General features: G+C 48.2%; 15 protein-coding genes. 12 read left to right on the top strand and 3 right to left on the bottom strand.

Going from position 1 to position 13541, the window contains the following annotated elements; genetic code table 11:
- From ACN0IC_RS12775 to ACN0IC_RS12755, 5 genes are all read left to right on the top strand, one after another.
- Positions 1-221 (top strand): hypothetical protein (locus ACN0IC_RS12775; RefSeq protein WP_416879172.1); only part of this gene is annotated, 221 nt, incomplete at its 5' end.
- A gap of 204 nt (positions 222-425) precedes the next feature.
- Positions 426-632 (top strand): hypothetical protein, encoded by a 207-nt coding sequence (locus tag ACN0IC_RS12770; protein WP_416879171.1) that lies wholly within the window; start codon positions 426-428, stop codon positions 630-632.
- 48 nt (positions 633-680) lie between these two features.
- Positions 681-2153 carry an ATP-binding protein gene (locus ACN0IC_RS12765; protein WP_416879170.1) on the top strand — a complete coding sequence of 491 codons (1473 nt, stop codon included), beginning with the start codon at positions 681-683 and terminating at the stop codon, positions 2151-2153.
- Between the two features lie 8 nt (positions 2154-2161).
- Positions 2162-2545, top strand: coding sequence for a response regulator (locus tag ACN0IC_RS12760; protein WP_416879169.1), 384 nt, complete (start codon positions 2162-2164; stop codon positions 2543-2545).
- Between the two features lie 75 nt (positions 2546-2620).
- A complete protein-coding gene (locus ACN0IC_RS12755; RefSeq protein WP_416879168.1) occupies positions 2621-2983 on the top strand; it encodes a response regulator in 363 nt (120 codons plus the stop codon).
- Between the two features lie 31 nt (positions 2984-3014).
- Here the strand turns inward: ACN0IC_RS12755 and ACN0IC_RS12750 are convergent, their stop codons facing one another.
- Positions 3015-3719 (bottom strand): ParB/RepB/Spo0J family partition protein, encoded by a 705-nt coding sequence (locus ACN0IC_RS12750; protein WP_416879167.1) that lies wholly within the window; start codon positions 3717-3719, stop codon positions 3015-3017.
- 484 nt (positions 3720-4203) lie between these two features.
- Between ACN0IC_RS12750 and ACN0IC_RS12745 the strand changes: the two genes are divergently transcribed.
- The 4 genes from ACN0IC_RS12745 (at position 4204) to ACN0IC_RS12730 (ending at position 6259) form a co-directional block, all read left to right on the top strand.
- Positions 4204-4566 carry a hypothetical protein gene (locus ACN0IC_RS12745; RefSeq protein WP_416879166.1) on the top strand — a complete coding sequence of 121 codons (363 nt, stop codon included), beginning with the start codon at positions 4204-4206 and terminating at the stop codon, positions 4564-4566.
- A gap of 155 nt (positions 4567-4721) precedes the next feature.
- Positions 4722-5138, top strand: coding sequence for a hypothetical protein (locus ACN0IC_RS12740; RefSeq protein ID WP_416879165.1), 417 nt, complete (start codon positions 4722-4724; stop codon positions 5136-5138).
- A gap of 24 nt (positions 5139-5162) precedes the next feature.
- Positions 5163-5552, top strand: coding sequence for a response regulator (locus ACN0IC_RS12735; RefSeq protein WP_416879164.1), 390 nt, complete (start codon positions 5163-5165; stop codon positions 5550-5552).
- Between the two features lie 20 nt (positions 5553-5572).
- Positions 5573-6259, top strand: coding sequence for a sensor histidine kinase (locus ACN0IC_RS12730; protein ID WP_416879163.1), 687 nt, complete (start codon positions 5573-5575; stop codon positions 6257-6259).
- A gap of 48 nt (positions 6260-6307) precedes the next feature.
- On the opposite strand, the gene ACN0IC_RS12725 is transcribed toward ACN0IC_RS12730, so the two are convergent.
- Positions 6308-6673, bottom strand: coding sequence for a PRC-barrel domain-containing protein (locus tag ACN0IC_RS12725; protein ID WP_416879162.1), 366 nt, complete (start codon positions 6671-6673; stop codon positions 6308-6310).
- Positions 6674-6829: 156 nt separating this feature from the next.
- On the opposite strand from ACN0IC_RS12725, the gene ACN0IC_RS12720 reads away from it, so the two are divergent.
- Complete coding sequence (locus ACN0IC_RS12720; RefSeq protein WP_416879161.1) at positions 6830-7846, top strand: adenosine deaminase; 1017 nt, start codon at positions 6830-6832, stop codon at positions 7844-7846.
- Between the two features lie 82 nt (positions 7847-7928).
- On the opposite strand, the gene ACN0IC_RS12715 is transcribed toward ACN0IC_RS12720, so the two are convergent.
- The gene (locus tag ACN0IC_RS12715) at positions 7929-9341 is read right to left on the bottom strand and encodes a sugar porter family MFS transporter (RefSeq protein ID WP_416879160.1); all 1413 of its coding nucleotides are present in this window, start codon (positions 9339-9341) and stop codon (positions 7929-7931) included.
- A 321-nt stretch (positions 9342-9662) separates the two neighbouring features.
- Here ACN0IC_RS12715 and ACN0IC_RS12710 point away from each other — a divergent pair, with 321 nt between their 5' ends.
- Both ACN0IC_RS12710 and xylB read left to right on the top strand, forming a co-directional pair.
- Positions 9663-12086 (top strand): glycoside hydrolase family 3 N-terminal domain-containing protein, encoded by a 2424-nt coding sequence (locus ACN0IC_RS12710; protein ID WP_416879159.1) that lies wholly within the window; start codon positions 9663-9665, stop codon positions 12084-12086.
- Positions 12087-13532, top strand: a complete 1446-nt coding sequence (gene xylB / locus ACN0IC_RS12705) for a xylulokinase (protein ID WP_416879158.1) — start codon at positions 12087-12089, stop codon at positions 13530-13532.
- Positions 13533-13541 lie beyond the last annotated feature (9 nt).

The raw sequence follows: 13541 nt of genomic DNA, 5'->3' as shown, positions 1-13541 counted from the left end.
GTCCACCTTATTCAAGGACGAACGCCAAAGCTGACCCCAAGATGGGCAGTGGGACAGAAAACGCGTCTTCATTTCAAGACACGCTCTTTGACATCGCCGCAATATATTTCTCACCACTTGTTCCGGGGTTTTTCTTGCGCCCCAAGTTCGGCACTTCGCCCGCTCCATTTTCCCCAATTTATGACTTGCGACTGACTCCCCGGCAGCGCCTTCGGGTTTAATCGAAACTCAGTCTGAGTTTACTCTAACCCTGTCCTGAAGGTTAATGCGCCGTTAACCTTAAGCGGGCTTTCATTCAAATCTGGTTCATCATTTTGTCCCTATAGAGATTCCCGCAAAGGTAGAATTCTGAAGGGGCTGCGACGAAGCTTCTTCGCAATTTATCCTTATGGCTTTGACCCGTGAAATCATTTTTAAAAGAAACAATGCTTCGTTTTAGATTAAAATCAACAGCGCTCAAAAGGGATACGTCTGAAAGTTACAATCTATATGAAGAAACAACAGACACGCTGGTTCCAAAACCGGAAGAGGAGTTTTACAGGCTTTCCGCCCAATTAAACCTGCAGCTTCACCTCTTGATGAATACCCTGTTGCTTTATGAGAAAATTATCAAATCAGACACTTCAAATTAATAAATTAGATAACAGATCGCCTCATACCTGCCTGTCAGAAAGCCTGCTATGAACATGCACAAAGAATATCATTCCATTCTGGATAATCACCCGGATCTTATTTGCCGTTTCGATACGAATTATATTATTCGGTTCGTGAACAGGTCTTTTGCTGATTTTTTTGGAGGGGAATGGACCAATTTAGTCGGAACAGACCTGATTGAGGTTGTCCAGAAGGGACAAAAACAGCGCGTTAAAGATCGTCTGGCGTCACTGACCGTAGAGAAGCCCAAGACACAAATAAGAAGCATGCGAATCTCCCCGACTGGCAAGGAAACAATTTTCTCATGGACTATTATTGGTCTCTATGACGAGGCGGGCGAAGTCTATGAATATCAATCAGCCGGCCGAGATATTACAGCGGAATTTAAATTAAGCGAAAGACTAGAACAACGGAACCAGGATCTGGAAGTTCTCCAGACCGAAATGCGGCTGGTCTTGGATTCTATGCCCTGTAAAATCTGGTATAAAGATGATAAAAACACAATTTTACAGCTTAATGAAACCGCCGCCGACTCCATGGGAATGGATATTAAATCAGTCGAAGGGGCTAACACCTATGACTTGTTCGGAGACAGCGCCAAATCCTATCACGAGGATGATTTAAAGGTTATAAATTCGGGTAAACCCCTCTTGGGGCACGTAGAAAAATATACTCCCAATGACGGAACCATGGGGTGGGTACAGACCGATAAAATCCCTTTTAATCATCCGGTTACGGGCGAAAAGCGTATACTTGTTGTCTCAAGCGATATTACGGAGCTCAAGGAACAAGAAGCCCTGCTTAAATCAATTAACAAAAACCTGGATGATTTTGCGTCTCTCACCTCTCATGACCTTCAGGCTCCACTCCGGCATATCGGGATATTCGCCGAACTGCTGGAAGAGGAATGCGGTCATAAAATCGGAGCAGACGAAAAAGAATATCTGTCTGAAATTCGCGGCGGTGTTGAGCATATGAGGGGGCTGATTAAAAGCTTTTTGAAATTCATGAGATCTTCGCCCGAAGGCGTAGAAATTGGCCATATTAATTTTTCCGAGATTATTACAAAGGTCGTCAATTCAAGGGAGGCAGACATTGAGGAACTCGGCGGTAAGATTACGCTTCCCGAAGACAAGATATATGTTCGGGGAGATGCACTTTTGCTGGAGCAAGTTCTTGCGAACCTCATCGATAATGCCATAAAATACCGCCAATTGGACACGCCCGTCAAAATTGATGTCAGCGCGGAAAAATCACATGGCGAATGGAAAATATTTGTTTCTGATAATGGTGTCGGCGTGGACCCCTGTTTTGCGCCGCACATTTTTGACTTATTCGGACGCGCCAAACCACATTCACATCGGGAAGGGTCTGGTGTAGGACTGGCTTTGTGTAAGCGAATCATTACATTACATGGCGGGCACATAGCTATGACTGAACATCAAACACCAGGGAGCCAGTTCGAGTTTACCCTAAAAGCTGCACCGCCGATAAAATGAGAGCTCTAATGGGAAAAATTCTTATTATTGACGACGACAGAACGGACCGCCTTTTAATCAAGAAGGCGCTCTTGAAAGTGCGCTCGGATATGGAAGTCATAGAGCTTGATGGCGGCGCCAAGGCCGTGTCGACCATTCAGACTGAACGTCCTATGGCCACCTTGTTGGACATCCGTATGCCTGGAATGGACGGTTTTGAAGTATTGAAAGCGATCAGAGGCGACTCCCAAACGCAAACCCATACGGTCATAATGGTCTCTGGCTCCGACGGGACCTCCGACAAAAAAATGGCCAAAAAATTCGGAGCCGACGGATATCTGGTCAAGCCTGACTCGTTCCTGGGCTATGGGGAGCTTGCGAAAACAATATTTGACGCCGTGTATGAGACCTGATGTTCGGAAAAGCGTCGGTCTCCTATCGTCCTTACCCAAAACACGCATTCAAACTAAAATGTTGGCTCTCTGACCATGTCAGAGCTTCATATACTCCTTATTGATGATGATCCCATCGAACACCGAATTTTTAGAAAATTCCTTGAGAGCGGTCAAAATTCTCAGACGAAGCTCAGCTATTGTTCCGACATAAATACCGCCATCGCGTTCCTCAAAGAAAACTCATTTGATTATATTTTTTTAGATGACCGGCTGTCGCCTTTCACAAGCCTGCTGGAAACGCTCCCGCAGATACGAGAATATCTTCAAGAGGCGAAAACAATTGCTATTTCCTCGTCTCTGGACAGTCCGCATCTGACAAGCGCGAAAGAAATTGGTGTCGACGAAATTATAGATAAAAATGATCTGAAGGCCTTTTTGGCCGCGCCCTTGCCTTAGATATGACGCGGCCGGCGGGGGTCAAAGCAGCCTAGGCGGCTTCTTTCTCTGTTTCGCGGTAACGCTTTGGTGCAGCGGCGGGCGAGTGGCGGCTTGGCAATATAAGCGTCTCGCCATTAGGCAGGTTGAGAACGGCTTCCCCTGCCGAAATAGCCTCAATGATATCTTTATGGGAAGCAAAGGGACCAATCGTTTCCAAGAGGCGCCACTGCGAAGCTTTATTGGGAAGAGTGGCGAACGCAGAGATCTGTTCCAATGTGAGCAAGCCCTTGGAAAAAAGGTTTTTGATTTTGTCATCCAGGCGTTCGAGACACAGAGCTTGTACTATAGTCTTCTCAGAACATTGAAAGCGATCTGAAATCGCCTTATGATCAAATCCGTTGTGATAAGCGCTCATAATCATTGTGCTGAGGTCATATTCAGATGGTACAAACGGGAGCTCTTCATTTTCATTATCGGCAGGCTCTTGATCCGATATGATGCATGGCACAGACGTTAATGTTCGGGGTAGTTTTTTTAGTCTCTGAAGATAAAAGATGGCCTCAAGGCGTTTTCTGCCGTCCAGGACGATGTACTGAAGATCACTTTTCATGACTAGCAGAGGGTTCAATAATCCGTCTTGCTGAATTGTTCTGGCTAGAGCTTTAATTTCTTCGGAAGTAGAAAGCCGTTGAATGTAAAATTTAAATTTTGATGACCCTGTCAATTTACGGGTTGGTATATGAATTAATGTCATTTGCTTATTCCCAAAATTATTTTGTCGATTTCCACAATTTGTTTGATGTCCCGCTCCTAACGGGCCCGACTTTGCTCCTATTGTCTCGAAAATGAACGGAAGCCGACAAAGAAAGTTAATTATAACTTAATATTCACATGGCTCATCTATGTTGCGCCATATTCGGATGTGGACAAACCTAATAAAACCTAGGTTTTTTCAAGGTTTGAAAAAGAGATCATGGTTAATTTTATGTTTACTCTTTTTTTGATTTATTCGTTTAATTACTCAATCCTTGATATTTAAGGACCATAGGCCAAGATAAATATACAAAGTATCGGGCGCACACTAATTGAGTCATACCTGAATAGTTATGGTTAAAGGCAAATTAGTGATTTTGTTAGTTTGGTTCAGATTAGGGTCAATTGTGCTGAGCTATCTAAGTTTCATCGCATTGATAGATATTAGTTTAACCAGGAAAACAGTGCGAGTGATGGAGCCGAAAATGAAAATTTTAAAACCCGTTCTCGTTTCGATATTTATGTTGAGCAGCGCCGCAAGTGCTGCTGCAAATAACCCGATCGAAACCTCGCGCCAATATGAACCAAGCTATTCTTATGCGCCGCAATCAGGTCGCAGCCAGTTGGTTCAAACGCCATACACTAATCTTAAAACGTTGTCCTCACGTTCCACCCGCAAGACACGTATTATCCGGGAGCCCTTACCGGGGCAGAACCGCGTTATTCGAAGTAAAAGCACGAAAGGTGTGATTGCAGTTCCAAATTATTCAAACGGCTCAATGAAAATTATACGACCATCTGCCCGAAAAACATCCCGTGCTGATATGCCTAATTTGTATTCAGAATAAATTTCCTCACTTACCCCTGCCCTTTGCTATAAAGGTCTCACACAACTTAACCGCCCCCAGGGGCGGTTTTTTTGTTTGGGTATAACAATTAACGCCACGGTTAAGCCTTATTTAATGAGCTCAAAGTAATTTTTATTATCGCGAAGGAGACTGAAGTGTTTCAGGTACCCCCTAAATTTGAGACAGAAGAACTTGCCGCTTCTAAATGGCAGCATATCTTTAAAATATTCATGTATGTCATATTGTCCAAAAAGCGGATCTATCAGGAAGAAATGGCGATGTTTGCTTTCATGACGAAACGCGTCAAATCAATCTTGAGTCCGAATTTAATTCTAACGGATATGATGCTCAAAGACTGGTTCATGCTTAATCGGGAAGAGGTTATGCAACGCGTTCTGACGGGGCATGAAGAGCGGGCGATCAAGTTTCACATGAACCACCTTGATGAGGTCGAAGACAAGTTAACAATTATCCGAGCCATGCAATCTATTGCAAAGTGTGACGGGGACTTACAAAGCGATGAAAGACGGCTCATAACTTATGTCGCGCAGCAATGGCGCTATGCTGCTTAACCATTAGACTATTTGAAAAACGCCATGATAAATATCTTACTCATAGACGACGAAAAAATTGAAGCGAAACTAGTCGATCTCGCCTTGCGCAAAACAATTGGCAAGGGGTTTCAGCTCGACTTTGCGCTTAACGTTAATCAGGCCTTGGAGCACCTGAAGTCAAAATCATATGATTTGATATTACTGGATAATTTATTGCCTCGGGGCATATCAGCTAAAAACACGCTTCCTATTATTGCCCCTCATAAGGGAAATGCGGATATAGCAATTATCTCGAGCCTGATAGATCAGGACCGTTTAAGAAGTGAAGTCGGCGTCTATATCGATGACATAGTCGAAAAATTCTATCTCAAAGAATATTTTCTGGAGAAATTCAAACCGATTTCGCCCGATGCCGTCAGGCAAAACGGATAGAGATGTCGCATTTATCAGGCATGGATTTTCTTTCGAAAGACCAGCTGTCAGACCTGTCGCATAATGTAGCCCATGATCTGAAATCTCCGCTCCGCAAAATCCGCCAATTTTCAGAACTTCTGGCATTAGATTATTCGGATGTCTTGAAAGGGGAGGGTGAGCTATATCTAGAGGCTTTAACAGAGTCCTCAAATGAACTCGGAGGGCTAATTGATAGTCTTTTGCAGTATGTCAGATGTTTAACTGACACCCGCGAATTTGAGACCGTCGATCTGAACGCTGTATTGACTAAGGTCGCCAGTGATATTCAATTTAATTCCAAGTCTGACGTTACGATAGTTCATCGTGATTTGCCCGCGGTTAAAGCAAATCCTGATCTAACACTTGCCTTGTTCTCAAATCTACTTTCGAACGCGGTTCGGTTTGTGGGGCCAGATGTTCAGCCGAGCATAGAAATATACGCAACTGAAGATCATGGAAGTCCTATCGTTTACATTGAAGATAACGGAATTGGGATAAGCGGAACAGGAGCTCAGAAGATATTCGATCCGCTTGTGAGGCTGCACTCAAAAAACGAATTTCAAGGCTTTGGAATGGGCCTCGCCTTATGTAAGGCAATTTGCGATTTACACGGTTGGAGGATTGGACATTTCGACAACAAAATAGGCGGCACTACTTTTGAGATAAAATTCAGTCAGGTTGTTTGAGAGTTCTGAATAAAAAAGCCCGCCAAATTGACGGGCTTTTTTTGAATCTTATGACCAATAAGGGTCTACGCCGTAATAGGTATAAGAAGTGTCGCGAGCTGACAAACCATCGTCTTTCGTCAGGTCGTGAAGCGAAGAGACGGGGCCGTCTTTTAGCTTTTCTTTGGTATAAGGCACAATGTAGCCTTTGACCTCTTTCGAATAGTCCAGAGACGCCCAAGGGATTGAGTGATATTTTTCACCTATGCCCAGAAATCCGCCAAAGCTGACGACGGCAAACATGATGGCGTTATCCATCTTGTCGAGCATGATATCCTCGACTTCGCCGATTTTGTCATGATCGGAATTATAAACATCGGTGCCGATAGCGCGTGAGGCACGAATAGCGCGGGTGTGACCGGTTGGGGTTGGCATAATAATCTCCTTTCAGATTAGGTTAGGGACTCTAGCAACAAGCAATAATAAAAACGGTTCCGATTATTGGGTTAAAAAACAATAATCTCATAACTCACGTTATGCCGCTCCTAGATTTTTCTTTAAGTGCGGATGATAATCTGTCTAAAGACATCTATGTCAGATATCGAAACCCTTATTCGCGCCCTTCCGAAAACAGAACTTCACCTTCATATCGAAGGCAGTCTTGAGCCGGAGCAAATGTTCGAATTTGCCGAGCGCAACGGAGTCGACCTCGCTTTTGACAGTGTCGAAGATATTCGGGCGGCCTATAAATTTAATAACCTGCAGGAATTTCTGGATCTGTATTATCAGGGTATGTCGGTTCTACAGACCAAACAGGACTTCCATGATCTGACCTATGCCTATCTGGAACGGGTGGATGTTGATAATTGCCGCCATGTCGAAATATTTTTCGACCCGCAGGGCCACACGGAACGCGGCGTGGCTTTTTCTGATGTCATCGAAGGTATTTTGAGCGGGCTCGAGCAAGGCAAAAAAGCCTTTGGGATTTCCTCCCATCTCATCCTGTCTTTCTTGCGCCACCTCTCGGAAGAAGACGCTTTTAAAACTCTCGAGCAGGCAGAACCTTATCTGGATAAAATTCTCGGCGTGGGACTGGACTCTTCGGAGGTCGGACACCCGCCGTCAAAATTTGAACGTGTTTTCGCCAAGGCGCGTGAAATGGGGCTGAAATCCTTTGCCCATGCCGGGGAGGAAGGCCCGCCTGACTATGTACGCGAAGCCCTCGACCTGTTGAAGATTGACCGCCTGGATCACGGCAACCGCGCTCTGGAGGATGAAAGCCTCGTCAAACGGTTGCGTGAAGAGGAAATCGTTCTAACCAGCTGTCCTCTCTCCAATTTGAAACTCTGCGTGATTGAGGGTTTAACGAAATCTCCGTTGAAAACGATGTTAGAGGCCGGATTAAAGGTAACGGTAAATTCCGATGACCCGTCCTATTTCGGCGGATATCTCAACGAAAATTATATTCAGGCCGCTGAGGCCCTGGGACTGACGAATGAGGATATTGTGACATTGGTCAAAAACGGGATAGAGGGCGCTTATTTATCAGAAGATCAGAAAGGGCATATTATGGCAGAGTTTGAAACGGTCGTGGAACGCCACGCCTGACTTGCCGCGCTTTTGATTGGCCCTGAAATAAAAAGGCCCCGGTTTCTAAGCCGGGGCCTTTTGTGTTTCTTATGTGGCTAAATTAGCCTTCCATATCTTCAAGCTCTTTGCCTTTGGTTTCCTTGACCATCCAGAGGACGAAGAAAATCGAGATAAAGGCGAAGAAGGCATAAATACTATACGCTGCGGCAAGACCAATACCGGCTAAGAAGACTGGGAAGGACCAGGTAATCAAGAAATTGGTAAACCATTGCGCAAAGCCGGCAACCGCCAGACCGGATCCGCGGATCTGGTTCGGGAACATTTCGCCGAGCATGACCCACATGACGGGTCCCCAGCTCATATTGAAACAGACGACATAGGCATTGGCGGCTATCAGGGCGACGAGACCCATTTGACCGGGAAGCTGTAAGGTACCGTCAACAAGCTGACCTTGGGAGAAGGCGAAAGCGACAACGGCCAGTGTGATGAACATACCGGTCGAGCCCCAGACCAGAAACGGTTTGCGCCCGATCTTATCAATTGTGGCAAGGGTTATCATAACGGCGGCAATGGAAAGACCGCCGGAGAGAACATTGATCAACAGCGCGTCACTTTCCGTAAAGCCGACGGCCTGCCAAAGCACGGCGCCGTAATAGAAAACGACGTTGATCCCAACTAATTGCTGGAACATGGCGAGGCCGATCCCGACCCACACTATGGTCCGGAAGATAAATCCCTTTTGACCTTTTTTAAGAAGGGTGTCGCGCAAAGCCGGTTTGTGATCGTTGAGAAGGGATTTCCGGATTTCTTCAACCTTGCGGGCGGCTTTGGCCTCCCCGAATAATTTCAGCAAAGTCGATTTTGCCGTCTCCTCATCTTTTTTGAACATGGAAAAGCGCGGGCTTTTCGGAATGAAAAACAAAAGAAACAGAAACAGAAAGGCCGGGATGAGTTCCATCCAGAACATCCAGCGCCAGGTTTGAAATCCGCCCCAGAAGACTTCAGTTGAGCCTCCGGCCGTATTCGCCAAAACATAGTTTGACAAGAACGATAGAAAGAGTCCTGCGATAATGGCGACTTGCTGGATAGAAGTTAAACGGCCGCGCGTTTCGGCAGGCGCTATTTCAGAAATATAGGCCGGAGCCATAACGGAAGCGGCGCCTACGGCAAGGCCCCCGATTATGCGGTAAATATTAAAGGCAAATGCAGATCCGGCGACCCCTGAGCCCCAGGCACTTATGATAAAGAGCAGGGCGGCGACAATAAGCATGTTACGCCGTCCGAATTTGTCGGCGAGCCAACCGGCAAAAAAGGCCCCCACAGCGGAGCCAAGCAACATGAAGGAGACGCTCCAGCCAATTCCGGACGCGGATAACCCATAGGTTTGAGTTAGGCCATCGACGGTGCCGTTGATTACGCCGCTGTCATAGCCAAACAAAAAGCCGCCGAGCGTCGCCACCACAGCTATAAGAAAAATGAAGCCGGAGCTTCCGTCTTGTGTGTTATCTTTCATGAAAATCCCCTTAGATACACTTCGTATTTATAACAGTTTGCCTGTCTGTGTTAGACTGGACATTCTTTCATTATGATAGCGCTGTCAATTCAAGACTTAAAATTGGCTTTAAACCGCCTTTTGCGCAGCTTTAGCCGCTGAAGGTTTCCCGTAAGCAAGTTAGGTGCCAGCTGAGAAAGGGACAGTTTGGATATAGATTACCCTCAGAAATGAATTTGACAGCGTTGTCATTGTGACTTAACCCAGATTTTCATTCAAGGCAAAAGAATTGCCAGTTAATAATCCGCTTCAAGCGGAAGAGCCATAAAAAAGGGGATGTTCATGTTAACACGTCAGCTCATTACGACAGGAATCAGTTCAGCTGTTCTAGCGGCAGCTTTCGGGGCGGCAATATCTGTTTCGGCGCAGACCTCGCCTTCAACAGAAACCGAGAGTAATGCCGGCTTTCCCGTTAAAACAGTGTCTTCCTATGACCGGGTTAATGACCTGCTGTCGAAAATGACACTGGATGAGAAACTGGCCCAGATTTCCTGCATCTGGTTCGACAAGAAAAAGGTCATCGAAAAGGACGGCTCCTTTAATCCGGAAAAAATGAAAAAAGAATTTCCTGAGGGCGTCGGGTGTTTTGCCCGTCCTCAGGACACACAGGGAATGGAAGAGGACATTGAACGCGAGGGGCTTAACGACTCAACCGTGGTGCGCAGCCTGAATGGCCGCACGCCGTCCAATACGGCTAATCTTATCAACACTATTCAGAAATGGCAGATAGAAGAAACCCGCCTCGGCATCCCGATACTGTTTCACGAAGAAGGCCTGCACGGTTTTCAGGGCTATCAGGCGACAAGCTTTCCGCAATCCATTGCCCTCGCGGCGACCTTTGATACCGATCTGGTTGAAGAAGTCTATTCCGTGACGGCCCGGGAAATTCGCGTTCGCGGCGCGCATCATGTGCTCTCCCCGGTAGTGGACATTGCGCTCGACCCACGTTGGGGCCGGATTGAAGAGACTTACGGCGAAGACCCCTATCTCGTCTCGCGCATGGGCGTTGCGGCGGTCAAAGGTTTTCAGGGCGATAGCTTTCCGATTACGGATGACAAGGTTGTTGCCACGCTAAAACATATGACTGGCCATGGTCAGCCTGAAGGCGGCATGAATGTTGGCCCGAGTCAGGTCTCAGACCGCGAACTTTACGAACGGTTCTTCCCGCCTTTCGAGGCCGCAGTCAAAGAAGCTAATGCCGCCTCGGTTATGGCGTCCTATAATGAAATCGACGGCATCCCGTCCCACGCCAATAGCTGGCTGCTGAATGATGTGCTGCGCGGTGAATGGGGCTTTGATGGCGCCGTTGTCGCGGATTATTTTGCCATTAATGAACTTCAGGGCCGACATAAAATTGTCGACTCAATAGGCGAGGCGGGCGCGCTGTCTCTGCGGTCCGGTGTCGATCTGGAACTTCCGGATGGCGTGGCTTTTTATGAGTTGAAAGAAAAAATAGAAGCGGGTGAGTTTGACGAGGCTCTGGTCGATCAGGCGGTCCGCCGCGTGCTCGAATTGAAAGAGCGCGCAAATCTGTTTGCCACGCCTTACGCCGACCCCGAGGCGGCCGATGCTCTCACGGGGAATCAAGAGGCGCGCGATCTGGCGGAGGAAGCCGCCCGGAAAGCGCCGGTTCTCCTGAAGAATAAAGACAATATTCTTCCGCTTGATGTTGCAGACTATAAAACAATTGCGGTCATCGGGCCTAACGCGGCAATAGCAGTTCTTGGCGGTTATTCGGATGAACCCCGCCAAACGATTTCCATCCTTGAAGGCATTAAAAACAAGGTTGGTGATAAAACAAATGTCCTTGAAGCACAGGGCGTGACTCTCACGGATAACCGCTCTTGGTGGGATGATGAGGTCAATCTTATTGACGAAGCTCAGAACCGCCGCGACATTGAAAAGGCTGTCTCGGTGGCTCAAAACGCCGACCTCGTCATTCTTGCGATTGGCGGGGATGAATCTACCTCCCGCGAGGCCTGGTCAGAAACCCATATGGGCGACCGAAACGACATAACCTTGATAGGCCAGCAAAAAGGACTGGTTGAGGCCCTTGCGGAAACGGGCAAGCCGATAGTTTCCGTGATTATTTCGGGCCGGCCTCTGTCTCTCGCCAATGTCGATGACAATCTCGACGCCATTCTCTATGGCTGGATATTGGGGCAGGAAACGGGAACGGCCGTGGCCGATTTGTTATTTGGCGATGCCAATCCGTCCGGTAAAATGCCCGTATCTGTTCCGCGCACTGTCGGGCAAATTCCGGCCTTTTATAATCACAAACCTACCGCCCGCCGGGGTTATGCCTTTGACGACGCCAGCCCGCTCTATGTTTTCGGAGAAGGCATGAGCTACACCACTTTTGACATTTCCGAGCCCAGCCTGTCTGTTGCAATAATAGCTCCAAATGGAGAGGCGAGCGTTTCCGTGAATGTGACGAATTCCGGAGACATGGCCGGAGATGAAATCGTGCAGATGTATATTCGAGACAAGATTAGCTCGGTCACCCGTCCGGTCAAAGAACTGAAAGGGTTCGAACGCGTTAGCCTTCAGCCCGGCGAAACCAAAACGGTTAAATTTCCGATTACCAGAGAGGCTTTGCAATTCTACAATCGGGATATGAACCGCGTGGTTGAACCCGGCGAATTTGACATCATGGTCGGCAATAGTTCGCAGAATGTGAAAACAACGACCCTGACGGTTAAATAAATGTATTTGGGTCTCGATATCGGCACGTCCGGCGTCAAGGCGGTTTTGGTGGATGACTCCCAGACCGTGATTGATCAGGCGTCCTCGCCCTTATCCGTGTCGCGCCCTAAACCGCTTTGGTCGGAACAAAACCCCGAAGACTGGGTGCGCGCCACGCATGAGGCGGTGCATAAACTCGACACACGGGCCCGCCGCGCTGTGAAAGCCGTGGGACTGTCCGGGCAAATGCACGGCGCGACCTGTCTTGACGACGAAAATGAAATTATCCGCCCGGCTATTCTTTGGAATGATGGCCGCAGCAGCGCCAATTGCGCTGAGATGATGGCCGAGATGCCGTCTTTGACAGAGATAACAGGCAATCTTGCCATGCCGGGTTTTACGGCCCCTAAAATCCATTGGATGCGTCAGCATGAACCGGAAAATTTCAAACGTATTGCGAAGGTTCTCCTGCCCAAGGATTATGTCCGATATCGCCTGACCGGCGCATTTGCCTCGGATATGTCCGACAGCGCGGGAACGCTCTGGATGAATGTCGAACGCAGAGAATGGTCAGAGGAAGTTCTGGCTTTGACCGGTCTGACAACTAAAAATATGCCGGAACTTTTTGAAGGGTCAGAGCCAACTGCAAAACTCAGCGCGAAAACCGCTGATGACTGGGGGATGGCGCAAGTGCCCGTTGCCGCAGGCGGCGGGGATAATGCGGCTGGCGCGGTAGGGGCAGGTGTCGTGAATCCGGGAGAAGGCTTTATCTCCCTCGGCACGTCCGGCGTCGTCTTTCTGGCGGATAATCATTACCGCCCGAATACGGACGGGGCTGTGCATACTTTCTGTCATGCTTTGCCGGGCCTGTGGCACCAAATGAGCGTCATTCTGTCCGCGGCAAGCGCCGTCGATTTTGTCGCCCGCATTGCCGGATTTGAAACGGAAAGTGACCTTTACGATCAGACCGCCGATGCGGAAACGCCCGGCAAAGGCGCGATTTTCCTGCCTTATCTGTCAGGCGAACGCACACCGCATAATGACCCGAAAGCCACGGGGGCCTTTTTTGGGCTGACACATGAAGATACGCCGCTTTCCATGGCGCAGGCCGCACTGGAAGGGGTGGCTTTCGCCCTTGCAGACGGGGTGGATGTCTTGAAAGCGACGGGCGCAAAAATAGAGTCTCTATCTGTCATTGGCGGCGGATCGCGGTCGCATTGGTGGGGCGCGGTTATGGCCAGCGCTATGAACCTGCCGCTGACTTACCGCAAAGCGTCCGCTGTCGGGCCGGCCTTCGGCGCCGCGAGGCTCGCGCGCCTCTGCGTCAGCGGCGAAGATTTTGCCGAAGTTTGCGCGCCGCCAAAAATCGACCACGTCATCCAACCGGATTCCGATATGTGCGACCTCTATGCGGGGCGCCGTGAAACTTTTTCCAAACTCTATCACGCGACAAAAGATTTAAATTAAAGGACACAG

Source organism: Litorimonas sp., from assembly GCA_029936425.1.
Taxonomy (GTDB): Bacteria; Pseudomonadota; Alphaproteobacteria; order Caulobacterales; family Maricaulaceae; genus Litorimonas.
Note: the sequence above shows the minus strand (reverse complement) of the source record. Positions and strands in the feature narration are given on the sequence as shown.